The organism is Actinomadura miaoliensis, from assembly GCF_039536785.1.
Lineage (GTDB): Bacteria > Actinomycetota > Actinomycetes > Streptosporangiales > Streptosporangiaceae > Spirillospora > Spirillospora miaoliensis.
In genome coordinates this window covers 120,973-145,823 of sequence record NZ_BAAAZG010000055.1, presented here as the reverse complement: position 1 = coordinate 145,823, position 24,851 = coordinate 120,973, and the positions used below count along the sequence as shown (strand labels likewise).

Genomic DNA, 24,851 nt, shown 5'->3' with positions numbered 1-24,851 from the left:
TCGGACCGTCAGGCGGCGTAGCGGACCGTCAGGCGGCGTATCAGACCGTCAGGCGGCGTAGCGGACGCTCAGGCGGCGTCGGCGCAGGCGAGCCAGCGCAGGGGGTTGTCGTGGACGAGCCGCGTCAGCGTGTCCTCGTCGGCCCCAGCGGCGCGCAGCGCGGGCAGGAACACCTCGAACAGGTAGCCGTAGCCCGCGCCGCCGTAGCGGCGCACGTGCGTCATCCGGGACACGCCCGTGCTCAGCAGGACCCGGTCGCCCAGCCCGGCCTCCAGCAGCTCCATGACGGCGCGCACGCGGGCGCCCAGGGCCACCGGGTCCTCCCCCGCCAGGCCGAGCGAGCCGAACGACACGTACGCGCCCGCCTCGGCGATCTTGCGGGGCATGGCGGGGTCGTCGGCGAGGTCCTGGCGTCCGACGGCGACGCGGTGCGGCTCCAGGCCCGCGCCGGTGAGGATGTCCAGCTGGGCCGCCCCGGCGCGTCCGCAGGTCGCCACCGGCAGCCCGGAGTAGCGGGCGGCGCGGGCGGCGGCGCGCAGGCACCGCTCCTCGCGCTCGGTGGGCGCCTCGCCCCAGGTGCCGATCTCGCCGATGACGCCGGGCAGCGCGTTGGTGCCGTCGATGCCGAAGCCGATCTCGGCGAGGAAGTGCTCGGCCAGCCGCTCGACGTCGGCGTCGCCGACGAAGGCGGGGTGGAACGGCTCGGTGAACACGCCGGTGCCCGCCACCACCGCGACCCGCGACCCGGCGCTGACGCGGGCCAGGGACGGGGCGCTGCGCCCCATTCCGGCGCAGGTCAGGTCCACGACCAGGGCCAGCTCGCGGTCGGCGCGCAGCTCCGACAGCTCGATCATGACCGCCTTCTCCTCGTCCAGCCACCGCCGCGGGTCGGAGGCCAGCAGCGCGGGACGGGCCGGCCAGCGCAGGTCCAGCCGCAGGTGCTCGTGCGGCAGGACCGGCCCGGTGACGGCGGAGACGGGGACGGCGCCGGTCACCGTGCGGATCCGGCCGCCGTTCTCCTCATGGAGGGTCATGTCACGCGAGGTTACGACATGTTTGGCCAATTCCGACTATTAGCCAGCACAGTTTTTACCCGACGAGGTGTTTAGCGGCTCGCCGGCCGCGGTGGCGGCACGGGCCCGGGCGGTGTCGCCGCTCGGCCAGCGCCGGTCGATCTCGGCGTTGAGCGCCGCGCCCACCAGCACCGCCAGCGCCGCCACGTACAGCCAGGCGAGCACGGCGATCGACGCCGACAGCGGCCCGTACACCGACACCCCGCCGCTCAGCGACCCGCTCAGGTACAGCCGCAGCAGGAACCCGCCGAGGATCCACACCACCAGCGCCATCACCGCGCCCGGCACCTGCCGCCACCAGGACGTCCGCACCGGGACGCTCATGTGGTACAGCAGCGCCAGGAACAGGATCGACAGCGTCACCACCACCGGCCAGTACGCCAGCAGGACGTACCCGGCGCCCTCCGGCAGCGCCCGCCGCAGCAGCGCGGGCCCGGCCACCAGCAGCGGGAGGACGATCAGCATGACCACCAGGCCGACCAGGTAGAGGAAGAACGCGCGCAGCCGGGTGCGCACCACCCCGCGCACGCCCGACAGGCCGTAGGCGATCGTGATGGTGTCGACGTAGACGTTGGTGGCGCGCGAGCCCGCCCACAGCGTGAACAGGAAGCTCAGCGACACGATGTTGGGGCTGCCGCCGCGGATCACCTCGTCGATCAGCGGGACCACCACGGAGTGGACCGCGGGCCCGGTCAGCACGGTCTCGGCCCGCGCGATCACCCAGGTGCGGACCTCCTCGACGGTGCCGGGCCCGAGCAGGCCGCGCAGGTGGCCCATCAGCCCGACCAGCCCGATGACCAGGGGCGGCAGCGACAGCAGCGCGAAGAACGCGGCCTCGGCGGCCAGGCCCGTCACCCGGTAGCGGAAGGCCGCGACGGCGGTGTCCCGCACCAGCCCCCAGGCGACCGCGCGGACGGCCGGACGCTCCCCGGCCGGGCTCGCCGTCGCATCGCCGGCGGGCTCGCCTGCCGGGTTCGCCGACGCATCGCCGGCCGGCTCGCCGGCGGGTCCGCCGGCCACGGGGGCGGACGTCTCCGGACGTCGTCTCAGCCGCATGGCGCGTGCCCAGGCCCGGGGACGCAGGTTGCCCAGCCTGAACACGCTGGTCATGCCCACCCACCGTAGGGTGTATTCCGTCCAGGCCATGGCACACCGCCCAAATTCGCACTCCGCGTCGCACGTTCCGTGATCGGACCGTTACGTGCAGGGCGGGCGGCCCTCCCCCACCGTCGCGGGCGCCGCCGCCGTCCGTCGTGTCCGTTCCGCTTGGTCCGCGTGGTTCACACCGTTCGACGCGCGCCGCGCCCGGCCCGCCCAAGATCATTTCGAGGGTGGGTCTCGGCGCCCGCGGCGGCTCCGGGTGCCCCCGCGCATGCATCGCGGCCCATCGGTGACAATGGAGGGGTGATCTGTGCGGCGTGCCGGGAGCACCGCCACGGCGAGTGCCGTGGCGGCTCGTGGTGCGACTGCCAGCACCTGGCCGCCCCCGCGACGCCGGAACGGCGGAGCCGCCGCGACGACGCGGCGGCCCCCGACGACGCGGCGGGCGCCGACCGCGCGGACGCGTCGCCGGCCGCCGAACCGCAGGTGAACTGGAGGCGGCAGGGGTGACCGGTCCGGCCGTGATGATCGTCCGCCGCCCGCGTCCGCATGCCGGACGCAACTGGACATGCCGCGAGAGGGCGTGTCAAAGTGCTGATATGACTGCTGCGGACCCGTTGCTGGTGATGCGCCGGCACGTCGACTTCCTCCGCGTCCGCAGCGCGATCTGTCGGTGACGCCCCGACCACGCCCCCCTTTTTCTCCCGCGGGTGCGTGGTGCCCCGGCGTCACGTGTCACCGCCTTACGCTCAGCGTCGAGCCCGGCCTTCGCGACCGCCGGTGCGCCATGCGTCCGCCCCACGCCACCGAACGCCCTGACCGACAAGGACGCGCGCCGTGCCACCAGCGACCAGACGCAAGCGAGGCGAGGGCCAGTGGGCCCTCGGCTACCGCGAGCCGCTGAACAAGAACGAAGAGAACAAGAAGAACGACGACGGGCTGAACGTCCGCCGCCGGATCCTCGACATCTACTCCAAGCAGGGCTTCGACTCCATCGACCCGGCCGACCTGCGCGGCCGGTTCCGCTGGTACGGGCTCTACACCCAGCGCCGTCCCGGCATCGACGGCGGCAAGACCGCCGTGCTGTCGGACGAGGAGCTCGACGACCGCTACTTCATGCTGCGGGTGCGCATCGACGGCGGCCAGCTCGACGCCGCGCAGCTGCGCACCATCGCCGACATCTCGGTGAAGTACGCCCGCGGCACCGCCGACATCACCGACCGGCAGAACATCCAGCTGCACTGGATCGAGATCGAGAACGTCCCGGCGATCTGGGAGGCGCTGGAGGCGGTCGGGCTGTCGACCACCGAGGCCTGCGGCGACACCCCGCGAGTGATCATCGGCTGTCCGCTGGCCGGGATCGCGGCCGACGAGGTGATCGACGGGACCCCGCAGATCCGCGAGGTCGCCGAGCGCTACATCGGCTCGCCGGAGTTCTCCAACCTGCCGCGCAAGTTCAAGACGGCGATCTCCGGGTGCGGCGCGCACTGCACCGTGCACGAGATCAACGACGTCGCGTTCGTCGGCGTGGTCAACGACGAGGGCGAGGTCGGCTACGACCTGTTCGTCGGCGGCGGGCTGTCCACCAACCCGATGTTCGCCCGGCGGCTGGGCGCGTTCGTGGCGCCCGAGCGGCTGCCCGAGGTCTGGGCGGGCGTCACCTCGATCTTCCGCGACTACGGCTACCGGCGGATGCGGCACCGCGCCCGGATCAAGTTCCTGATGGCCGACTGGGGCCCGGAGAAGTTCCGCGAGGTGCTGGAGAAGGAGTACCTGGGGTACGCGCTGCCCGACGGGCCGCCGCCCGCCCCGCCGCTGCCGCACCGCGACCACGTGGGCGTCCACCCGCAGCGGGACGGCCTCTTCTACGTCGGGTTCGCGCCCAGGGCGGGCCGGGTCAACGGCGAGCTGCTGCACACGATCGCCGACCTGGCCGAGCGGTACGGGTCGGGCCGGGTGCGCACCACCGCCGAGCAGAAGATGGTGATCCTGGACGTCCCGGCGGAGAACACCGAGCCGCTGGCCGGCGAGCTGGCCCGGCACGACCTGCAGGTGCGCCCGTCCACCTTCCGCCGCCAGACGATGGCCTGCACCGGCATCGAGTACTGCAAGCTGGCGATCGTCGAGACCAAGCAGCGGGCCATGGACCTGATCGACGAGCTGGAGAAGCGGCTGCCCGACTTCGACCAGCCGCTGACCATCAACGTCAACGGCTGCCCGAACGCCTGCGCCCGCATCCAGGTCGCCGACATCGGCCTGAAGGGCCAGCTGGTGGTGGACGAGAACGGCGACCAGGTCGAGGGCTTCCAGATCCACCTGGGCGGCCAGGTCGGCGCCTCCTTCGGCAAGAAGGTGCGCGGCCTGAAGACCACCTCGGCGGGTCTGACCGACTACGTCGAGCGGGTCGTGCGCAGGTACGACGAGCAGCGCCGAGACGGCGAGAGCTTCGCCGACTGGGTGGGGCGCGCCGACGAGGCCGACCTCAGGTAGCGGGCGCGGGCGCGCAGCCGGTCCCGGCAGCCGCCCCCTCGCGGCCGACCTTTTGCAGCCGATCTTTGTAACCGAACTCACAAGGCCATCGAGCAATGAGCGAACGAGCGGCGCCGTTCTACTGCCCGTACTGCGGCGAGGAGCGCCTGCGACCGCACGAGGAGGACGGGACCTGGGCGTGCGGGGACTGCCTGCGCGTCTTCAGGCTGAAATTCCTCGGCGTCGGGGACGCGCGGGCGGCCGAGCGCCGGACACACAAGGAGACTTCCCCGTGACACTGCTGGAGACCGACAGACCGACCCTGGACCTGGAGGACGTCGTCGCCTCGGCCGCCGAGGCCCTGGAGGGGGCGTCCACGCTCGAGATCATCCGCTGGGCGGTGGCGACCTTCGGCGACCGCATCTGCCTGACGTCCTCGATGTCGGACGCGGCGCTGATCCACCTGGTGTCGAAGGTCAAGCCGGGCATCGACGTGCTGTTCGTCGACACCGGCTACCACTTCGCCGAGACCATCGGCACCCGGGACGCGGTGGAGGCCGTCTACCCGGTCAACGTGATCAACGTGACGCCGTCGCGGACCGTGGCCGAGCAGGAGGCCGCGCTGGGGCCGCGGCTGTACGGGCGCAACCCCGACCTGTGCTGCCACCTGCGCAAGGTGGAACCGCTGGGCAAGGCCCTGGAGGGCTACATGGCCTGGTTCAGCGGGATCCGCCGCGAGGAGACCGCCAGCCGCCGCGCCCGCAGGGTCGTCGAGTGGGACGGGCGGCGCGGCATGGTCAAGGTGAACCCGATCCTGCACTGGTCCCAGGAGGACATGGACAACTACATCGCCGACAACGGCGTGCTGGTCAACCCGCTGCACTACGACGGCTACCCGTCGATCGGCTGCGAGCCCTGCACCCGTCCGGTGGCGCCGGGCGAGGACCCGCGCAGCGGCCGGTGGGCCGGGACGGGCAAGACCGAATGCGGCATCCATCTGTGACGACGCCGGTGGGCACGGGTCCGGCGCCGATGGTCGCGGTGGCGCACGGCAGCCGCGATCCGCGCGCCGCCGCGACCGTCGAGGATCTGCTGGCCGCCGTGCGGGGGCGGCGGCCGGGCCTGGAGGTGCTGACCTCCTTCCTCGACCACGCGCCTCCGGCGCCCGCCGGGGTGCTGGACGGGCTGGCGCGGCGCGGCGCGGGCTCGGCCGTGGTGCTGCCGCTGCTGCTGACGGCGGCGTACCACAGCAAGACCGACGTGCCGGGGGTGCTGGCCCGCGTCCGGGCGCTGCACCCCCGCCTGGGGCTGCGCACGGCGGCCACGCTGGGCCCGCATCCGCTGCTGGTGGCGGCGCTGGAGCGGCGCCTGGCCGAGGCCGGCGTGCCGCCCGGCGATCCGGACACCGCCGTGGTGCTGGTGGCGGCGGGGTCCAGCGACCCGTCGGCGAACGCGACGATCTGGGCGATGGCCCGCGAGTGGCGGTCGCGGGGCTGGCGCGGCGTGGTGCCGGCGTTCGCGTCGGCGGCCCGTCCCACGCCCGGCGAGGCGGTCGCGGCGCTGCGGGACGCCGGCGCGCCGCGCGTGGCCGTGGCGTCCTACTTCCTGGCGCCCGGGTACTTCGCCGACAGGGTGCGGGAGGAGTCCCTGGCGGCCGGGGCGGACGCGGTGTCGCCCGTCCTGGGCGCCGCCCCCGAGCTGGCCGACCTGGTGCTGCACCGCTACGACGAGGCGGTCGCGCACTCCGGCGCGGTCGCCGTCTGAGAGAACGGTCACGCATACCGCCGTCAGGGCGGGTATGCGGTGGTGCATGACTGAACGCGAGGATCTGGGCCACGAGCCCGAGGAGACGCGGGACAGGCGGTTCGCACCGGTCACCCGCGGCGGCGACGCGCGCGGCCGGACCGTCGAGGACCGGCCGCCCGAGGTGCCGGGCGAGGGTAGCACCGTCCCCCGCGAGCAGGGCATGGCCCGCCAGGAGGACGAGGTCAGCGGTACCGGCGTGCCGGGCGTGGACGTCGGGCAGCCCGACTCGCTGACGCCCGACGAGGAGGGCGTCCGGGAGGCCGAACGCCACGACGACACCCGGTAGCGGCGGCGACCGCCCCGGCGACGGCGGGAGGGCCGTCAGCCGTCGGGGCCGGCTCCGGGGCCGTGCCCTCCGCCCCGGGAGCGGCGCTCCTGCCACCAGGACGCCAGGGCGCGGCGCACCGGAGCGTGGTGCTCGTCGTCGACGATCTTGATGTCGCCCATGACGGCCTTGGCCCGCACCCGCACGACCGGCACCTGCAGGCCGGGCGGCACCTCCCGCACGGCGACCTCGCGGTCGCCCATGACCGCGTAGCCGGTCAGCTCGACCCGCACGCCGTCCGGCACGATGATCCGCACGTCCCCCATCACGGCGGTGACGCAGACCTCCACCTGGCCGGTGGGGACCTGCGCCTCCCGCAGGTCGAGCACGACGTCGCCCATCACCGCGTGGGCCTCCAGCGCGTCGCTGATGCGGCCGGAGATCCGCTCGTCGCAGTCGCCCATGAAGGCGTGGAAGCGGCGCGGCGCGGGCAGCGCGGGGTCCGCCCCGGGCGCGCCCATCGCGGGCAGGTCGGCGGTGATCCCCTCCAGGTCCGCGCGGGTGACGGCCAGGTACGCCTTCTCGGTGCGCTCGGTCAGCTCCGCGAAGGTCAGCCGGCCCTCCACGGAGGCGACGCGCAGCCGCTCGACGGCGGCCTCGCGCTCGGCGTCCGACACGCGCGCCGGTGCCTGTCTTCGGTCCGGGCGGGACGTCGGCGCCTGGCGCGAACTCTGCTGCGGGGTGGAGTCGGCCATGTGTCAGACGTTACGTGACATCGCCCGTCGTACCCTCCGCCGCCCGGACGAGTTTTCCCCGCCCTCAAGGAGGACCGGCGGACGATCATCTTCCGCCCTCCTTGCCGAACAAGATTCGGTACTGTACTGGGGACGGCACGGTGAAAGGCGGTATGCGATGCCCCCGACCCACGAGGTGCTCAACCAGGTCCCCCCGCACGTCGGTCACGACGTGGCCGACGACCCCGCCCTGCTGGACGGGCTGGCGCGCGAGGGCGCCGGGTGGGCGGCCGACCGGATCCACGAGCTGGGCCGCCTGGCGGGCACCGAGCAGGCGCAGGAGTGGGGCCGGCTGGCCAACGAGCACCCGCCCGTCCTGCGCACCCACGACCGCTACGGGCACCGCATCGACGAGGTGGAGTTCCACCCGGCCTGGCACGAGCTGATGCGCGTCGCGGTGTCGCACGGCCTGCACGCCGCGCCCTGGGCCGACGACCGTCCCGGCGCGCACGTGGCGCGGGCCGCCGGGTTCTACGTGTGGCGGGTGGACGCCGGGCACGGCTGCCCGATCAGCATGACCTACGCGTCCGTGCCCGCGCTGCGGCAGAGCCCCGAGCTGGCCGCCGCCTACGAGCCGCTGCTGACGGCCCGCGACTACGACTTCGGCCTGCGCGCCCCGCTCACCAAGACGGGCCTGCTGGCGGGCATGTCCATGACCGAGAAGCAGGGCGGCTCGGACGTGCGCGCCAACACCACCCGCGCCGTGCCCGGACCGGACGGAGCGTTCCGCCTGACCGGGCACAAGTGGTTCACCAGCGCGCCCATGTGCGACGTGTTCCTCACCCTCGCGCAGGGCCCGGACGGGCTGACCTGCTACCTGGTGCCGCGCGTGCTGCCCGACGGGACGCTCAACCCGCTGCGGCTGATGCGGCTGAAGGACAAGCTGGGCAACCGCTCCAACGCCTCCGCCGAGATCGAGTACGACGGGGCGCTGGCCTGGCAGGTCGGCGAGGGCGGCCGCGGCGTGCGGACGATCATCGAGATGGTCAACATGACCCGGCTGGACTGCGTGGTCGGCGCCGCCGCGGGCATGCGGCACGGCACCGTCACGGCCGTCCACCACGCCGTCCACCGCCGGGCGTTCGGCCGCGCCCTGATCGACCAGCCGCTGATGCGCAACGTGCTGGCCGACCTGGCCGTGGAGTCCGAGGCCGCCACGGTGCTCATGCTCCGCCTGGCCGGGGCGACCGACCGCTCGGTGCGCGGCGACGAGGCCGAGACGGCGTTCAAGCGCCTCGCCCTGGCCGTCGGCAAGTACTGGGTGTGCAAGCGCTGGCCCGTCCACGCCGCCGAGGCGCTGGAGTGCCTGGGCGGCAACGGCTACGTGGAGGAGTCGGGCATGCCCCGCCTGTTCCGCGAGTCGCCGCTGAACTCCATCTGGGAGGGCTCCGGCAACGTCGCGGCGCTGGACGTGCTGCGCGCCATGGCCAGGGAGCCGCAGACGGTGGAGGCGTTCTTCGCCGAGCTGGACCTGGCGGCCGGCGCCGACTCCCGGCTGGACACGGCGGTCAAGCAGGTCAAGGAGTCCCTGGCCGACCTGGCCACGATCGAGATCCGCGCCCGCCGCGTCGTCGAGCGCCTCGCCCTCGTCCTGCAGGCGTCCCTGCTGGTCCGGCACGGCCATCCGGCCGTCGCCGACGCCTTCTGCGCCACCCGCCTGGACGGCGACTGGGGGTCGGCCTTCGGCACCCTGCCGCCCGGCCTCGACCTCGCCCCGATCATCGACCGCGCCCGGACGGCCTGAGCCGCGGGGAGGAACGGGCGTGGCGACCGCGTCGGCGTCCGACCGTAAGCTGTGGGCCATGTCCGCCGGGCCGCCCCAGTGCCACTGCATCATCTGCCACGACTACGGCGATCGCGACCGCCTGGACAACTTCGAGCTGCGGACCATCGTGCACATCACCGAGTACGGGTGGAGCGTGGTGCTCGTCGGGGCGGACGAGCAGGGCCCGGGCTGGGCGTACACGATCGGGCTGTGGCACAGCCACCGCTCCCCCGAGCTGGGCATGTTCGGCGGCGACGTGTACGAGATGGAGGAGGCCCTCAACACGCTGGGCCGGCAGGTCGCCGCGGGCCGCCCGGTCGCCGACGGCGAGCGCCGCGACGACGTGCTGCGCGGCCTGCCCGCCGCGTTCCGCGCCGTGGACCCCGGCTGGTACCAGGCGATGTTCGGCGGCGCGGTGGCGTTCTACCGGCGTCCGCCGCTGCCGATCCTGCAGGCCGCCTGGCCGAATCCAGACGGGCTGTTCCCCTGGCAGCCCGGCACCGACCTGCCCTTTCGCCGCTCCCAGCCGTGGCTGTGGCTCACCCCCCGCCAGCATCCGCCGGGCGCCTGGACACGCCATCTGTGACCGGTTCGTCCGGGGCGGGCATAGGCTCGACGGGTGTTCGGTCCGCTCACCGAGTCCCTTCGGACCTCCCGTCTGCTGCTGGAGCCGCTGGCCGTCCACCACGCCGAGGAGATGGCCGAGGCGCTCGCCGACCCCAGGCTGCACCGCTACATCGGCGGGCGGCCCCTGACCGCCGCCGAGCTGCGCGTCCGCTACGCCCGCCTGGTGGCCGGGCCCGCCCCGTTCCACCAGGAGTCCTGGCTGAACTGGGTCGTCCGGCGGCGCCGCGACCGGCGCGCGGTCGGTTACGTCCAGGCCACCGTCCGGCCCGGCCCGCGCGGCCGGGAGGCCGCCGTCGCCTGGGTGATCGGCATGCCCTACCAGGGCTTCGGCTTCGCCACCGAGGCCGCCCGCGCCATGGTCGGCTGGCTCGCCGCGCACGGCGTCACCGAGATCACCGCCTCCATCCATCCGGACAACGTCGCCTCCGCCACCGTCGCCCGCCGTCTCGGCCTCCACCCCACCCCCGAGACGTCCACCGGCGAGACCGTCTGGCGCTCACGCACCACCGGCCCCACATGACTCCGCCGCGCGCGGGCAGGCATCCGGGCGGTCACGACTCGATCTCCGCGCGGGGGTCATACGACCGGCGCGGGTAAGGGAGAATTCGGATGCCTGTCAACCACGCCGACACCGAGGAGCGGAGGACGATGCGGGAGGTCTGGCCCGGGGAGCCGTACCCGCTGGGCGCCACGTGGGACGGCACGGGGACCAACTTCGCGCTCTTCTCCGAGGTCGCGCACCGGGTGGAGCTGTGCCTGTTCGACGCGGCGGGCCGCGAGACCCGCCACGAACTGCCGGAGGTGGACGGGTTCGTCTGGCACGCCTACCTGCCGGGCGTGGGCCCCGGGCAGCGCTACGGGTACCGGGTGCACGGGCCGTACGAGCCCGAGCACGGCCACCGGTGCAACCCCGCCAAGCTGCTGCTCGACCCGTACGGCAAGGCCGTGGAGGGCGAGGTGCGCTGGCACGAGTCGCTGTTCTCCTACCGGTTCGCCGACCCCGACACGGTCAACGACGACGACAGCGCCCCCTACATGCCGAAGAACGTGGTGATCAACCCGTTCTTCGACTGGGGCGACGACCGTCCGCCGCGCGTGCCCTACCACGAGACGCTGATCTACGAGGCGCACGTCAAGGGCCTGACCCGGCTGCACCCGGGGATCCCGCGGGAGCAGCGCGGCACGTACGCGGGCCTGGCCCACCCCGTCATGATCGACCACCTGAAGGACCTGGGCGTCACCGCCGTGGAGCTCATGCCGGTGCACCAGTTCATCCCCGAGCACGCCCTGGTCGCGCGCGGCCTGACCAACTACTGGGGCTACAACACCATCGGGTTCCTGGCGCCGCACAACGCCTACAGCTCCGCGGGGCAGGCCGGCGAGCAGGTGCTGGAGTTCAAGGCGATGGTGCGGGCGCTGCACGAGGCGGGCATCGAGGTGATCCTCGACGTCGTCTACAACCACACCGCCGAGGGCGACCACCTGGGTCCGACGCTGTCGTTCCGAGGCATCGACAACGCCGCCTACTACCGGCTGCGCGACGACGACAAGCGCTACCACCTCGACTACACCGGCTGCGGCAACTCGCTGAACGTGCGCAGCCCGCACGCCCTGCAGCTGATCATGGACTCGCTGCGGTACTGGGTGACGGAGATGCACGTCGACGGGTTCCGCTTCGACCTGGCCTCGGCGCTGGCCCGCGAGCTGCACGACGTGGACCGGCTGGCGGCGTTCTTCGACCTGGTGCAGCAGGACCCGGTGGTCTCCCAGGTCAAGCTGATCGCCGAGCCGTGGGACGTGGGCGAGGGCGGCTACCAGGTCGGCAACTTCCCGCCGCTGTGGACCGAGTGGAACGGCAAGTACCGCGACACGATGCGCGACTTCTGGCGCGGGCAGCCCGGCAGCATGCCCGAGTTCGCCTCCCGGCTGACCGGCTCCAGCGACCTGTACGAGAACAGCGCCCGCCGCCCCTTCGCCTCGATCAACTTCGTGACCTGCCACGACGGCTTCACCCTGGCCGACCTGGTCGCCTACAACGTCAAGCACAACGACGCCAACGGCGAGGCCAACCGGGACGGCACCGACGACAACCGGTCCTGGAACTGCGGCTACGAGGGCCCCACCACCGACCCCGAGATCCTCGACCTGCGGGCCCGGCAGCGCCGCAACTTCCTGGCCACGCTGTTCCTGTCGCAGGGCGTGCCGATGCTGTCGCACGGCGACGAGCTGGGCCGCACCCAGCACGGCAACAACAACGCCTACTGCCAGGACAACGAGCTGACCTGGGTGCGCTGGGACGACGCCGACGGCACGGGCGACCTGCTGGAGTTCGTGCGCACGCTGTCGCGGCTGCGGCACGACCACCCGGTGTTCCGGCGGCGGCGGTTCTTCCGGGGCGCGGCGCCCGGCGCCGAGCAGCCCGCCGACATCGCCTGGCTGACCCCCTCCGGCGACGCCATGACCGGCGACGACTGGGCCGCGGGGTTCGCCAAGTCGCTGGGCGTCTTCCTCAACGGCGACGCCATCACCGAGCCGGACCCGCGCGGCCGCCCCGTCCGCGACGACTCGTTCCTGCTGCTGATCAACGCGCACTCCGAACCGGTGGAGTTCACCCTGCCCGGCGCGGCCTACGGGGAGCGCTGGGAGTTCACGCTGGACACCGCCGACTGGCGCACGGTCGGCGAGCGGCCCCGGGTCAAGGCGCGCGACCAGCTGGACGTGCCGAGCCGCGCGCTGATCGTCCTGCGCCGTCTGTCGTGAGGCGCGGCCCCGCGTAGCCTCGGGCTATGCACGAGTCCCCTCAGAACGACGTGGAGCAGACGACCGACGCCGATCTGGCGTTGCGCCCCCTCGCGGCCGCCGGTGACCCGGTCCGGCTGGCCGACGCCTACGCCTATCCCCCGGGCGGGCCCTGGCTGCGGGCCAACATGATCGCCAGCGTGGACGGCGCGGCCGCCCGCGACGACCGCGCCGGCGGGCTCGGCAACGAGACCGACCGCAGGCTGCTGTCCCTGCTGCGCGGCCTGGCCGACGTGGTGATCGTCGGCGCGGGCACGGTCCGCGCCGAGGGCTACGGGCCGGTCCGCCCCGGCCCCGGCGGCTGGGAGAAGCTGCGCGCCGACCGTCCCCCCGTGCCGCCGCTGGCGATCGTGTCGCGCCGTCTCGACCTGGACCTGGACGCCCCCGTCTTCACCGACGCCGACCCGGCGGCCCGCACCATCCTGCTGACGACGCGCACCGCGCCGCCGGGGCGCGTGCGCGCCGCCGCCGAACGCGCCGAGGTGATCGTCGCGGGCGAGGACCGGCTCGACTTCGCCGCCGCCGTCGCCGAGCTGGTGGCGCGCGGCCACGAGCGGCTGCTGTGCGAGGGCGGCCCGCGGGTGCTGGCGCAGGTCGTGGCGACCGGGGTGCTGGACGAGATGTGCCTGACGGTCAGCCCCATGCTGCTGTCGGGCGGCGCCTTCCGGATCCTCAACGGCCCGGCGGTGCCCGTCCCGCCCCGGCTGCGCCTGGCCGCGGCCTACCAGGACGACGAGGACTTCCTGTTCCTGCGCTACGTCCGCAGGGGGTAGCGCAGGAACAGCACGCCCTGGTCCTCGCAGCGGCGTGTGGTGGGCGACGCCGAGCGGCTGACCACCACGATCGGGGCGGGTGGGCTGGGGCGGCAGACGGCGCATGACCGGCAGGTCAGCGCGAAGGCTTTCCGGTCCGTTTCCCTGTTTTGTCACAGGTCAAGGCCAAGATGGGGGCATGGACCTGCCCATCAGCCCGCCCCTGTCGCCGATGCTCGCCAAGGCCGTCAAGACCATGCCCAAGGGCGATCTGCTGTACGAGCCCAAATGGGACGGCTTCCGCTGCGTGGTGTTCCGCGACGGCGACGAGGTGGAACTGTCCAGCCGCGGCGAGCGGCCGCTGACCCGCTACTTCCCCGAGCTGGTCGAGGCGGTGCGGCGGGAGCTGCCCGAACGCTGCGTGGTGGACGGCGAGATCGTCATGCGCCGCGGCACCCGGCTGGACTTCGACGCCCTGCAGCAGCGCATCCACCCGGCCGCCTCGCGCATCAACCTGCTGGCCGAGCAGACCCCGGCCTCGTTCGTCGCCTTCGACCTGCTGGCGCTCGGCGACGAGTCGCTGCTGGAGACGCCGCTGGGCGAGCGGCGCCGGCGCCTGGTGGAGGCCCTGGCCGGCGCCGGGCCGAGCATTCACGTCACGCCCGCCTCCGACTCCTACGACCTGGCGCTGCGCTGGTTCGACGAGTTCGAGGGCGCCGGGCTCGACGGCGTGATCGCCAAGCCCGTCGACATCACCTACCAGCCCGACAAGCGCGCCATGTTCAAGATCAAGCACGAGCGGACCGCGGACTGCGTGGTGGCGGGCTTCCGCTGGCACAAGTCCGGGCCGATCGTCGGGTCGCTCCTGCTCGGTCTCTACAACGACCGGGGGGCGCTGCAGCACGTCGGCGTGTCGGCCTCCTTCCCGATGAAGCGCCGGGCCGAGCTCGTGCACGAGCTGGAGCCGTACCGGATGACCGACCTGTCCGGCCACCCGTGGGAGGGCTGGGCCCGGCAGACCGAGGCGACGGTCGACCGCATGCCCGGCGCGGTCTCCCGCTGGACCGGCAAGAAGGACCTGTCCTGGGTGGCGCTGCGCCCGGAGCTGGTGGTGGAGGTCGCCTACGACGGCATGGAGGGCGACCGGTTCCGCCACACGGCCCGCTTCCGCCGCTGGCGCACCGACCGCGCCCCCGGCTCGTGCACCTACGAGCAGCTGGAGATCCCCGTCGCCTACGACCTGGACAACATCCTCAGCGGAGGGGCCGACGCGCCCCGCGCCGACGGGTGACGTCCCCGGACGCCGGGAGCGGTGTGCCCACAGTGAAGCATGGGCACACCGCTCATTGCTCTGTCCCTCGGGGGGCGCCCCCTGGAAGGGGCTACGGGCGCTGGGTCTCGTTGCGCACCGTCTCGTCGACCAGGTCGCGCTTGGCGCGCGCCTCCATGCCGCTGACGTACGGACGCAGGTAGGTCTGGTTCAGGCCGGGGACGCGGTCCTCGATGACGAAGGTCGCCTTGGTGGAGGCCTGGGCGTCACGGGTCCGCACGGTCGGCACCGTCTTGAAGTCGGCGCGCAGCTCGTCCTTGCCGATGCGCGTCATCACGTAGCCGCGCTGGTTGTTGTAGAACTTCAGATGCGGGTTGATCTTCAGGAAGGGGTGGGCGGCCGGGTCGGAGTCGGCGCCGTCCCCGCCGCTGGTGATCGACGAGCAGACCAGCTCGGCCCCGACCGTCTTCGAGGCGGGGTCGTCGTAGTCGACCTTCAGCTCGCTGGCCCAGTGGGCGTGCACGTCGCCGGTGAGCACGACGGGGTTGCGCACCTTGGCGTCAATCCAGCCCTGGGTGATGCGGCCGCGGGAGGCCACGTAGCCGTCCCAGGCGTCCATGCTGGTCACCTTGGCCGGGCCGGCGTTGTTGTCGCGCTGGGCGAAGAACACCTGCTGGCCGATGACGTCCCAGCGCGCGGTGGAGCGGCGGAACCCGTCGAGCAGCCACTGCTCCTGCCGGGGCCCGGTGATCGACCGGGACGGGTCGGACGCGGCGGCGCACTCCTTGTAGCCGTCGCCGCAGGCCTGGTCGTCGCGGAACTGCCGGGTGTCGAGCATGTGGAAGTTGGCCAGGCGCCCCCACCGGACGCGCCGGTAGATCTGGATGTTCGGGCCGTTCGGCACCGACGCGCGGCGCAGCGGCATGTTCTCGTAGTACGCCTGGAACGCCGCGGCGCGCCGCCGCATGAACTCGTCGGGGTCGGGCGTGTCGGAGCCGGCCTCGGGCACCGGTCCGGCCCAGTTGTTCTCGACCTCGTGGTCGTCGAACACCACCAGCCACGGGGCGGCGGCGTGCGCGGCCTGCAGGTCGGGGTCGGACTTGTACTGGGCGTGCCGCTGCCGGTAGTTCGCCAGCGTGACGGTCTCGGGCCCCTCGTGGTCGCGGACGTTGCCGCCGGGGACGGTGTAGACGTCCGCCCGGTACTCGTACTGGTAGTCGCCCAGGTGCAGGACCAGGTCGGGGTGCTCCTCGGCCAGCCGCCCGTAGGCGGTGAAGTAGCCGTGCTCGTACTGCGAGCACGACACGAACGCCATGGCCAGCGCGGGCCCGAAGGCGTCGGGGCGGGGCGCGGTGCGGGCCCGTCCGACCGGCGACACGTACCCGGCGGCGCGGAACCGGTACCAGTAGTCGCGGTCGGGCCTGAGGCCGTTGAGCTCGACGTGCACGCTGTGCGCCGACTCGGGCCGCGCGATGGCGACCCCCCGCCGTTCGATCTTGCGGAACCGCGGGTCGGAGGCGACCTGCCACTCCACCGGAACGTTCAGCGCCGGCATGCCGCCGAGGCCGTCCTCGGCCAGCGGCTCCAGGGCCAGCCGCGTCCACAGCACGAAGCCGTCGTGGTCGGGGTCGCCCGAGGCGACGCCCAGGGTGAACGGGTCGGTGGTCAGTTTCCCGGGACGCCGCCGCGCGGCGGCCTCCGCCGGTCCGGCGATCGCGGGCAGCGCCGCGGCGGTGCCGACGGCCACACCCGTGGTGACGAGGAAGGATCTCCGGTTGAGCGGGTGCGCGGCAGCGGCCATGAGGTGCCCTTTCGGGAGATGTCCGACATCAATCGGCGGACAGCTTCACCACGGCCGATGGCCGGGGGGTTGTAGAGGGGTGACGGCCCACCCAACAAGAACGATCGATTCACGTCCGCCATGAGAATCCCGGCGGCGCCGCACGGCGTCCGCGATCCGCTCGCCACCGCCCCGAGAACGCCCCCATTCCCGCGCCAGAACGCACGTCAGACCACGTGAGCCGGCTGATCACCCCCGCATCGGGATACCCTTCCGAACACCAAGTACTCCCCCCGTGACGCAATGTGATCGCGTCGGCCGACGGCTTCCCGCTCCGGCCATCCCCGGCTGCCGTCGCCCGGACTGCCCTGCCGGTGCCGGTCAGGGGCGAGGGGACAGGCGAGTCCAGCGGCGCTGACCGGGTCGGCGCCCCATCGCCGCGGCACAGCGGGGGCAGACGCGCCGCACGCGGTCCGCCGAGCCCCCTGATTCGGGTTGGACGTCCTCCCAGGTGACGTGCGGGAACCGGAGCAGTCGGCCAAGGCACGGTACGGCGAGGTGACCGGGGGCGGCTTGCCCGCGTTCTTCCCGTGCGCAGGGTCAGCCGCCGGTGTGCTCTGGTGACGCGTGCAGCGGCAGGGAGAGGACCATGCGGGTTCCGCAGCTGGGGTCCTCGGCCATTCCCAGCGTGCCGCCGTGGGCCTGGGCGATCTGGCGGGCGATCGGCAGGCCCAGACCCGTGCCCGACGGGTCGCGGTCGCGGGCGTCGCGGCGGCGGTAGAAGCGGTCGAAGACCTTTTCGCGTTCGCCGGGCGGGATCCCGGTTCCGTCGTCGACGACCTCCAGGACGGCCCGGTCGCCTTCGGTCGTGACCGACACCTCGATCCTGCTGCGGGCGTGGCGTTCGGCGTTGGTCATCAGGTTGCTCAGCAGGCGGGCCAGGCGGATGGGCGAGCCGTCCACGACGACGCCCGGTGCCAGCCGGGTCGTGATGGCGAAGGCGGGCCTGCGCAGGGCCAGCTCGGCCTGGACCACACCGGCCAGGTCGACCGGCTCGGTCGAGACCGGCACGCCCGCGTCGAGCTGGGCGAGTTCCAGCAGGTCGGAGACGATGCCGCCGAGCCGCTCGGCGTCGTGACGCGCCGCGTGCAGGATCTGGCGCAGATCGGCCTCCGGGTCGGAGAAGGCCTCCTCCAGCCGGGTCAGCAGGCCGGTGATCGGCGCACGCAGATCGTGGGAGGTGTCGCTGATGGCCTGGCGCTGCTGCTCCACCGCCTGCCGCAGCCTGTCGGCGGTCTGGCGTTCCTTGGCCCGGGCGTGGCGCAGCCGCTGGTTGATCTGCTGGAGTTCGCGGGTCCGCGCGAATATCTCGGCCTCGACCAGCCCCCTGCGCTCGGCGGGTGAGCCGGTACCGGGCTCACTGGCCCGCCGGAGCTGATCGACGAAGGCGGTGACCTCCTCCAGCCGGATGATGACGCCGGCGACCTTTCCGTCCGGGTCCTGTATCGGGGCGTTGACGGCGTTCCAGTAGCGCTCCTCGAACGTCCCCGGCCGTCCGGGGACCTCCACGTCGTAGCGCTGCAGCGCCATGACGTCGACCTCGCCGTCGGCCACCACCCGGTCCAGCGAGGCCCGCAGTTCCGCGCAGCCGTGGCCCGCGGGCCCGCCGGGGAACAGCTCGAGGATGCGCCGGCCGATCAGCTGGTCGCGGCTGCGTCCCAGCATTCGCTCGTAGGCGCGGTTCACCACGACGTACTCCAGGTCGGGCGACAGCACCGCCGCGGCGACCGGGGACGCCTCGAACACCTGCGCGAAATCTATCTCCGCCATCGCACGGCTCCGGGTCCTTGAGGGCGACGGCAGGCGGCTCCGCAGTCCGCGGACGACCGCCTGACCCCGGGTTTCCCGGAAAGCACGATCCCCCGATCCGGGTGGCCCAAAACACACTATTGCGACACCGAAAGCCCCTGACCAGGGTGTATCCACCTGTGGCGACCCGGGCGGCCCGACCATCAGGCCGGTGCGACCTCGCGCCGGGCTCTGCCGCACGCGCGGGCGTGCGGCGCTCCAGACGATCGGAGCACGCGAGAAGGGCCGGCGGGGTGGCGGGAAAGAAACAGAAGACGGAATACGGATTGGATGATAGGGTCTGCTGCGCATGGCAGACACAACACACCAATCCTATGAATAGGAGTGTACCGGCTCCATGGCTACCCGTCAAGACGCAACCCCTCAAGCCGTGTCAACCCCCGGGCGCGAGAAATCGGGGGACGGTGCGGACGAGGACGTGCGGCACGCCGCCGTGCGGGCCGAGCAGGAGTACGTGACGCGGGTGTACGACAGGCTCGACGAGGAGCGCGCCGAGGCCGAGGCGGCGCTGCGGGCCGGGCCGGGCGAGGGCGGCGGCAGCGCGTTCTCGGCGCAGGTGGAGCGGACGGTCGTCGCCGGGGAGCGGGCCCGGCGGCTGTCCCGGCTCAACGCGGTGGAGCGCGGGCTGTGCTTCGGCCGCGTCGACCACCGTCCGGACGGGGACGGCGAACCGGGCGACACGTTCTACATCGGCCGGATCGGGCTGCGCGACGAGAACCGCGAGCCGCTCCTGATCGACTGGCGCGCCCCCGCGGCGCGTCCCTTCTACACCGCGACGCCGGGCTCGCCCGGCACGCTGGCCCGCCGCCGTCACCTGCACCTGCGTGGCCGCACGGTGGTGGGCATCGACGACGAGGTGTTCGACCTGGACGGGCTCAGCGAGGACGACCGGAGCACCCTGGTCGGCGAGGCGGCGCTGCTGGCCACGCTGCGCCGCGGCCGCACGGGCCGGATGAGCGACGTGGTCGCCACCATCCAGGAGGAGCAGGACCAGGTGATCCGCGCGGGCCTGCCGGGGATCCTGGTCGTCCAGGGCGGCCCGGGCACCGGCAAGACGGTCGCCGCGCTGCACCGCGCCGCGTACCTGCTCTACACCCACCGGGACGTGCTGGAGCGGCGGGGCGTGCTGGTGGTGGGGCCGAACGCCACGTTCCTGCGGTACATCGAGCAGGTGCTGCCGGGGCTCGGCGAGACGGACGTGGCGCTGGCGACGGTCGGCGAGCTGTTCCCCGGGGTGCGCGCCACCGCCGCCGAGACGCCCGAGGTCGCCGTGCTCAAGGGCGGGCTGCGGATGGCGGGCCTGGTGGAGGCCGCCGTACGGGACCGCCAGCGCGTTCCCGACGGCGACCTGGAGGTGGAGTCGGACGGGCTGACGCTGCGCGTCGACCACGAGACGTGCCTGCGCGTCCGCGACCGTGCCCGCGCGCTGCGCGCCCCGCACAACGTGCAGCGCAGGCTGTTCCTGCACGAGATGCTGGAGGCGCTCGCGCTGAACCGCGCCGAGCAGTACGACCGCATGACCGACGAGCCCCTGGAGCAGATGGCGCGCGACGGGGGCCTGCCCGAATGGCTCCAGGAGCTGATCGCCGAGAGCGCCGACGAGCCGCTGCTGGACGAGGCGGACCTGCGGCTGGCCAAGGAGGCGCTGTGGCACGATCCGGCGGTGCGGGCGGCGCTGGACGGGCTGTGGCCGGAGCTGACGCCGGGCCGCCTGCTGGAGGAGCTGTTCGCCGACCGCGCGGCGGTCGGCAGGGCCGGGGCGGCGGCGGGCCTGGAGGAGGCCGAGTGCGACCTGCTGGTGCGCCCGCCGGGCGGCCCGTGGACGATCTCGGACGTGCCGCTGCTGGACGAGGCGGCCGAGCTGCTCGGCGAGGACGACCGGGCGGGCCGGGCCCGCGCCCGCGCCGCCGCGGCCGAACGCGCCGAGGAGGAGCTGTACGCGCGGGAGGTGATCCAGGTGACCGGGCTGACGGAGGTCGAGGGCCTGGACGCGGGCCTGCTGGCCGGCCGGCACCACGACGACGGGCCGCCGCGGACCACCGCCGAGCGGGCCGCCGCCGACCGCACCTGGGTCTACGGGCACGTGATCGTGGACGAGGCGCAGGAGCTGTCGGAGATGGCCTGGCGGACGGTGATGCGCCGGATCCCGACGCGGTCCCTGACGGTGGTGGGCGACATCGCGCAGACCGGCAGCCCGGCGGGCGCGCGCTCGTGGGAGCAGATGCTCGACCGGTACGTCACCGACGGCTGGCGGGAGCAGCGGCTGCTGGTCAACTACCGCACCCCGGCGGCGATCATGCGGGTGGCCGAGGACGTGCTGGCGGCGGTGGCGCCCGACCAGTCGGCGCCGCGGGCGGTCCGCGACGACGGCCCGCCGCCGGTCGCCGTCCGCGTCCCCGGCGAGGAGACGGCGACGCGGCTGCGGGCGCTGGTGGAGGCGGAGCTCGGCGAGATCGCCGCCGGCACCGAGGGACGGCTCGCGGTGATCACCTCGGCGGCGCGGCACGCCGTCGCGCGGGCGGCGCTGCCGGACGCGCCCGCGGGGGCGACGCCGGAGGCGCTGGACTCCCCCGTGGTCGTGCTGACCTGCGAGGAGGCCAAGGGCCTGGAGTTCGACGCGGTGGTCGTCGTGGACCCGGCGGGGATCGTGGCGCAGTCGCCGCGCGGCGGCCAGGACCTGTACGTGGCGATCACCCGGGCGACCCGGCGGCTGACCGTGGTGCACGACGGCGACCTGCCGCCGATGCTGGCGCGGCTGGCGTCCCGCTGAACTCTCCCCCGGGCTCCCGCCGGGACCCGCGTCCGCGGCATGCCCGCCGCACCGGCGCACGCCGCGGACGCGCCGCTCACCCCTCGTACGGCAGCAGTTCCCTGTCGATCTCCTGCCACCGGCCGCGCAGGGCCCGCAGGACGTCGGGATGCCGTGCGGCGAGGTCGGCCTGCTCGCGCGGGTCGGCGGCCAGGTCGTGCAGCGTCTCGCCGTCCTGGCGGCGCAGGTACTTCCACCGGCCGCGGCGCACCGCGCCCTCGGCGCGCGTCCGCCAGAACAGGTCGCGTTCGGGCGGCGGCGCGCCCTTGAGCAGGTAGGGAACGAGGCTGTGCCCGTCCAGCGGGTGGCTCGCGGCGGGCCGGATCCCGGCGGCCTCCAGGATCGTCGCCGTCCAGTCGTGTGTGATCACCGGGACGTGGCTGACCTGGCGGGAACGGATGCGGGCGGGCCAGCGCAGGATGTTCGGCACCCGGATGCCGCCCTCGTTCAGCCCGCCCTTGGCGCCCGACAGCGGCCACTGGTACGACCACCGCTCCCCACCGTTGTCGCTGGTGAACAGCACGAACGTGTCGCGTTCCCGGCCGCTGTCGCGCAGCGCCCGCAGCACCCGGCCGACGGCGGCGTCCAGGGCCTCCACCATCTTGGTGTAGGTGGCGAGCGAGCCGCCGTCGGCGTGCCGGAGCGCCCGCCCGTCGCCCGCCTTCACCCGGGCGGTGATCTCCGCGCTGACGGCGCGGTCGCCGGGCGCCTCCCACGGCCAGTGCGGCGCGGTGAAGTTGAGGTTGAGCAGCCACGGCCGGTCCCGGTGGTCGCGGACGAAGCCGGCGGCGCGGTCGGCGATGACGTCGGTGTAGTACTCCAGGGACTCGGCCGGGACCTCCCCCTCGTACAGGTCGGCCCCGGTGCTGGAGATCTTGGAGTAGTAGTCGACGGCGCCGGACAGGTTGCCGAAGAAGGTGTCCCAGCCCGACTTGAGGGGGCTGTACCAGGGCAGGAAGCCGCAGTGCCACTTGCCGAACATGGCGGTGGCGTACCCGGCGCCGCGCAGCAGCGAGGCGAGGGTGGGGTGGCCGGGCGGGATGCCGTGCAGCTCGTCGGGCCGGGCGATCGGCTCCTCCAGCCCGCCGCGCAGCCGTCCCGGATAGCGGCCGGTGTAGAGGGCGAACCGGGTGGGCGAGCAGACGGCGGCGGCCGAGTAGGCGTCGGTGAACCGCACGCCCTCCCGGGCGAGCCGGTCCAGGTTGGGCGTGCGGATCCGCGGCGCCCCGTAGCAGCCCAGGTCGGCCCAGCCCAGGTCGTCGCCGATGATGATCAGGAAGTTCGGCCGGCCGGTGCCCGCGGCGCGCGGGTCGGCGCGGAAGGGCCGCTCGTCCGCGTCCGCCCGCGCGCCGCCCTCGCCCAGCACCGTCCCGGCGACCGTGCCCGCCGCCACCGTCCCGAGCGCCGCCGTGACGCCCCGTCTGCCGATCCGCTCCGCCGCCACCCGGACCACCATTCCCTACTATTTCGATTAAATTTGGTCGAATAGTAGGGAATTGGGATCATCGCCCGCAATGTCGGGTCGATCACCGACCGATGCGGGGCGGCGCGACCCCGGTCGGCCGACAGATGCCGCGGCCCCGGGCGCGCCCCTAGCGTCGACGGCATGAGCAACGAGATCGCAGAGCTGGACAGGCGGGTGCGGGAGCTGGCCGACCGCGCCGAGATCACCGAACTGGTCGTCCGGGGCTTCGCCGCGATCGACGAGCGGCAGCGGGACCCGGCGGGACGGCCCTTCGACGAGGCGTGGGCGCGGGCGTCGTTCACCGAGGACGTGCGGTTCGACTTCCCGCCCGGCTCGTTCGCGGGCCTGGCCGGCGCGCCGGCGATCCAGAACAGGATCATGGACGCGTTCGGCGCGACCCAGCACCTGGCGGGGGTGCCGCTGATCGAGCTGGACGGCGACCGGGCCCGGGTGCGCTGGGACGCCGTCCACACCCACCACCATCGTGAGCCCGAGCGCGGCCTGTTCGTCTCCGGCGGGTACTACGAGGCCGAGGCGGTGCGCACGCCGGACGGGTGGCGGTTCCGGCGCATGGCGCTGCACGTCACCTGGACGACCGGGGAGCCGCCGCGTCCCGATCCCGCGCTGCGGGCGCTGATGGCGGCCACCCTTCCCTCGGACACGTAACCAAGCATACGCTTGGTCAAGCGACGAGCCGGGACGGATCCGGGAAGGGACGGCGATGACCAAGCAGCTGCGGGAGTACTCCAACCTGATCGGCGGCGAGCTGCGCCCCGCCGCCGACGGCGGCACGCTGGACTCGGTGGACCCTGCGACCGGCGAGGTCTGGGCGCGGGTCCCCCGCGGCCGCGCCGCCGACGCCGAGGCGGCCGTGGCCGCCGCCCGCGCCGCCTTCCCCGCGTGGTCGGCGCTGCCCGCCGCCGCCCGCGCCGCCTACCTGCGCAAGGTCGCCAAGGTGTTCGCCGACGCCGCCCGGGAGCTGGCCGAGCTGGAGACCCGCGACAACGGCCGGATCATCAGCGAGACCGCCGGGCGCGACCTGCCCGGCATGACGTACCTGTGGAACAACGCCGCCGCCGAGTGCGCCCGGGCCGCCGAGGGACGCGGCGTCGACTTCGGCCCCGGCGTGCAGGGCCTGACGCGCCGCGAGCCGTACGGGGTGACGCTGGGCATCATCCCGTGGAACTCGCCCATCTCCACGCTGTCGGCCAAGGCCGCCTGGGCGCTGGCGGCGGGCAACACCGTCATCATCAAGCCCGCCGAGCAGGCCACCGTCTCGTCCCTGCGCGTCGGCGAGCTGCTGCGCGAGGTGCTGCCGCCCGGCGTGCTCAACATCGTCTCCGGCCTCGGCGAGGAGGTCGGCGACCCGCTGGTGCGCAGCCGGGGCGTCGACAAGATCAGCCTGACCGGCTCGGTGGACACCGCGAAGATCATCACCCGGGCGTCGGCGGACGCGCTCAAGCCGCTGGCCCTGGAGCTCGGCGGCAAGTCCCCCAACATCGTGTTCGCCGACGCCGACCTGGACAGGGCCGCGCCGGGCGTCACCACGCAGGCGATCTTCACCGCGAACGCCGGGCAGATCTGCTACGGCGGCTCCCGCGTGCTGATCCAGCGGCCCGTGTACGACGAGATGATCGAGCGGATGCGGGCCGTCGCCGCGGGCATCCGCCTCGGCGACCCCCTGTCCCCCGACACCACCATGGGGCCGATCGTCTCCCGCGAACAGTACGAGCGCGTCACCTCCTACCTGGAGATCGGCGTCAAGGAGGGCGCCGAGCTGGTGTTCGGCGGACGGTCCGGCGCCGAGCTGGTCGAGGAGCGCCTCGCCGGGGGCTACTGGGTGGAGCCGACCCTGTTCGCCACCACCGACAACGGGCTGCGCGTCTGCCAGGAGGAGATCTTCGGCCCCGTCGCGGTGGCCATCCCCTTCGACACCGAGGAGGAGGCCGTCGCCATCGCCAACGACTCGTCCTACGGCCTGGCCGCGGGCGTCTGGACGCGCGACCTCGGCACCGCGCACCGCATGTTCCGCGCCCTGGAGACCGGCACCGTGTGGGTCAACACCTTCCGCAAGGTGCTGTTCCCGCTGGAGGGCACCAAGGACAGCGGCTACGGCAACGACTCCCTGCTCGCCTACACGCGCGAGAAGGCGGGCCTGTTCGAGTTCTGAGCCGGGACGGCGGGCTCCCGGCGCGCCGGTGACGCGC

General features: G+C 73.6%; 21 protein-coding genes. 15 read left to right on the top strand and 6 right to left on the bottom strand.

All coding sequences use genetic code 11. The features are described from left to right. Window positions 1-68: 68 nt before the first annotated feature. A complete protein-coding gene (locus ABD811_RS35000) occupies window positions 69-1,034 on the bottom strand; it encodes a phosphotriesterase family protein (protein WP_344956340.1) in 966 nt (321 codons plus the stop codon). A 39-nt stretch (window positions 1,035-1,073) separates the two neighbouring features. After that, window positions 1,074-2,183 carry a YihY/virulence factor BrkB family protein gene (locus tag ABD811_RS34995; protein ID WP_344956338.1) on the bottom strand — a complete coding sequence of 370 codons (1,110 nt, stop codon included), beginning with the start codon at window positions 2,181-2,183 and terminating at the stop codon, window positions 1,074-1,076. A gap of 294 nt (window positions 2,184-2,477) precedes the next feature. On the opposite strand from ABD811_RS34995, the gene ABD811_RS34990 reads away from it, so the two are divergent. The 6 genes from ABD811_RS34990 to ABD811_RS34965 all read left to right on the top strand — a co-directional run bounded on the left by ABD811_RS34990 (window position 2,478) and on the right by ABD811_RS34965 (window position 6,735). Beyond that, on the top strand, window positions 2,478-2,684 hold the full coding sequence (locus ABD811_RS34990) for a hypothetical protein (protein ID WP_344956336.1): 207 nt from the start codon (window positions 2,478-2,480) through the stop codon (window positions 2,682-2,684). A 327-nt stretch (window positions 2,685-3,011) separates the two neighbouring features. Next, window positions 3,012-4,664: a nitrite/sulfite reductase gene (locus tag ABD811_RS34985; RefSeq protein ID WP_344956334.1), complete on the top strand. Its 1,653-nt coding sequence runs from the start codon at window positions 3,012-3,014 to the stop codon at window positions 4,662-4,664. 95 nt (window positions 4,665-4,759) lie between these two features. After that, window positions 4,760-4,939 carry an Insertion element protein gene (locus ABD811_RS34980; RefSeq protein WP_344956332.1) on the top strand — a complete coding sequence of 60 codons (180 nt, stop codon included), beginning with the start codon at window positions 4,760-4,762 and terminating at the stop codon, window positions 4,937-4,939. Next, a complete protein-coding gene (locus ABD811_RS34975) occupies window positions 4,936-5,646 on the top strand; it encodes a phosphoadenylyl-sulfate reductase (RefSeq protein ID WP_344956331.1) in 711 nt (236 codons plus the stop codon). The genes ABD811_RS34980 and ABD811_RS34975 overlap by 4 nt, the downstream gene beginning before the upstream one ends. After that, window positions 5,628-6,407: a sirohydrochlorin chelatase gene (locus ABD811_RS34970; protein WP_344956329.1), complete on the top strand. Its 780-nt coding sequence runs from the start codon at window positions 5,628-5,630 to the stop codon at window positions 6,405-6,407. Before ABD811_RS34975 ends, ABD811_RS34970 begins: the two co-directional genes overlap by 19 nt. A gap of 46 nt (window positions 6,408-6,453) precedes the next feature. Then, the gene (locus ABD811_RS34965) at window positions 6,454-6,735 is read left to right on the top strand and encodes a hypothetical protein (RefSeq protein ID WP_344956327.1); all 282 of its coding nucleotides are present in this window, start codon (window positions 6,454-6,456) and stop codon (window positions 6,733-6,735) included. 35 nt (window positions 6,736-6,770) lie between these two features. Here the strand turns inward: ABD811_RS34965 and ABD811_RS34960 are convergent, their stop codons facing one another. After that, window positions 6,771-7,391 (bottom strand): DUF1707 SHOCT-like domain-containing protein, encoded by a 621-nt coding sequence (locus tag ABD811_RS34960; RefSeq protein WP_344956325.1) that lies wholly within the window; start codon window positions 7,389-7,391, stop codon window positions 6,771-6,773. Between the two features lie 235 nt (window positions 7,392-7,626). Between ABD811_RS34960 and ABD811_RS34955 the strand changes: the two genes are divergently transcribed. The 6 genes from ABD811_RS34955 (at window position 7,627) to ABD811_RS34930 (ending at window position 14,742) form a co-directional block, all read left to right on the top strand. Next, a complete protein-coding gene (locus tag ABD811_RS34955) occupies window positions 7,627-9,252 on the top strand; it encodes an acyl-CoA dehydrogenase family protein (RefSeq protein ID WP_344956323.1) in 1,626 nt (541 codons plus the stop codon). Window positions 9,253-9,271: 19 nt separating this feature from the next. Further along, window positions 9,272-9,859, top strand: coding sequence for a DUF4262 domain-containing protein (locus ABD811_RS34950; RefSeq protein ID WP_344956322.1), 588 nt, complete (start codon window positions 9,272-9,274; stop codon window positions 9,857-9,859). 33 nt (window positions 9,860-9,892) lie between these two features. Continuing rightward, a complete protein-coding gene (locus tag ABD811_RS34945; RefSeq protein WP_344956320.1) occupies window positions 9,893-10,420 on the top strand; it encodes a GNAT family N-acetyltransferase in 528 nt (175 codons plus the stop codon). Between the two features lie 128 nt (window positions 10,421-10,548). Next, on the top strand, window positions 10,549-12,660 hold the full coding sequence (gene glgX, locus ABD811_RS34940) for a glycogen debranching protein GlgX (RefSeq protein WP_344956464.1): 2,112 nt from the start codon (window positions 10,549-10,551) through the stop codon (window positions 12,658-12,660). 26 nt (window positions 12,661-12,686) lie between these two features. Further along, window positions 12,687-13,472 carry a pyrimidine reductase family protein gene (locus ABD811_RS34935; protein ID WP_344956318.1) on the top strand — a complete coding sequence of 262 codons (786 nt, stop codon included), beginning with the start codon at window positions 12,687-12,689 and terminating at the stop codon, window positions 13,470-13,472. Window positions 13,473-13,650: 178 nt separating this feature from the next. Next, window positions 13,651-14,742, top strand: coding sequence for an ATP-dependent DNA ligase (locus tag ABD811_RS34930; RefSeq protein ID WP_344956316.1), 1,092 nt, complete (start codon window positions 13,651-13,653; stop codon window positions 14,740-14,742). 91 nt (window positions 14,743-14,833) lie between these two features. Here the strand turns inward: ABD811_RS34930 and ABD811_RS34925 are convergent, their stop codons facing one another. Continuing rightward, window positions 14,834-16,522, bottom strand: a complete 1,689-nt coding sequence (locus tag ABD811_RS34925) for an alkaline phosphatase D family protein (RefSeq protein WP_344956314.1) — start codon at window positions 16,520-16,522, stop codon at window positions 14,834-14,836. A gap of 579 nt (window positions 16,523-17,101) precedes the next feature. After that, window positions 17,102-18,331 (bottom strand): sensor histidine kinase, encoded by a 1,230-nt coding sequence (locus tag ABD811_RS34920; protein ID WP_344956313.1) that lies wholly within the window; start codon window positions 18,329-18,331, stop codon window positions 17,102-17,104. A gap of 409 nt (window positions 18,332-18,740) precedes the next feature. Here ABD811_RS34920 and ABD811_RS34915 point away from each other — a divergent pair, with 409 nt between their 5' ends. Further along, complete coding sequence (locus tag ABD811_RS34915; RefSeq protein ID WP_344956311.1) at window positions 18,741-21,140, top strand: HelD family protein; 2,400 nt, start codon at window positions 18,741-18,743, stop codon at window positions 21,138-21,140. Window positions 21,141-21,216: 76 nt separating this feature from the next. Here the strand turns inward: ABD811_RS34915 and ABD811_RS34910 are convergent, their stop codons facing one another. Beyond that, entirely contained in the window at window positions 21,217-22,623 is a 1,407-nt protein-coding gene (locus ABD811_RS34910; RefSeq protein ID WP_344956309.1) for a sulfatase-like hydrolase/transferase, read from the bottom strand. Window positions 22,624-22,785: 162 nt separating this feature from the next. On the opposite strand from ABD811_RS34910, the gene ABD811_RS34905 reads away from it, so the two are divergent. Next, the gene (locus ABD811_RS34905) at window positions 22,786-23,310 is read left to right on the top strand and encodes a nuclear transport factor 2 family protein (RefSeq protein ID WP_344956307.1); all 525 of its coding nucleotides are present in this window, start codon (window positions 22,786-22,788) and stop codon (window positions 23,308-23,310) included. A gap of 55 nt (window positions 23,311-23,365) precedes the next feature. Then, entirely contained in the window at window positions 23,366-24,814 is a 1,449-nt protein-coding gene (locus ABD811_RS34900; RefSeq protein ID WP_344956305.1) for an aldehyde dehydrogenase family protein, read from the top strand. The last annotated feature ends 37 nt before the right edge of the window (window positions 24,815-24,851 follow it).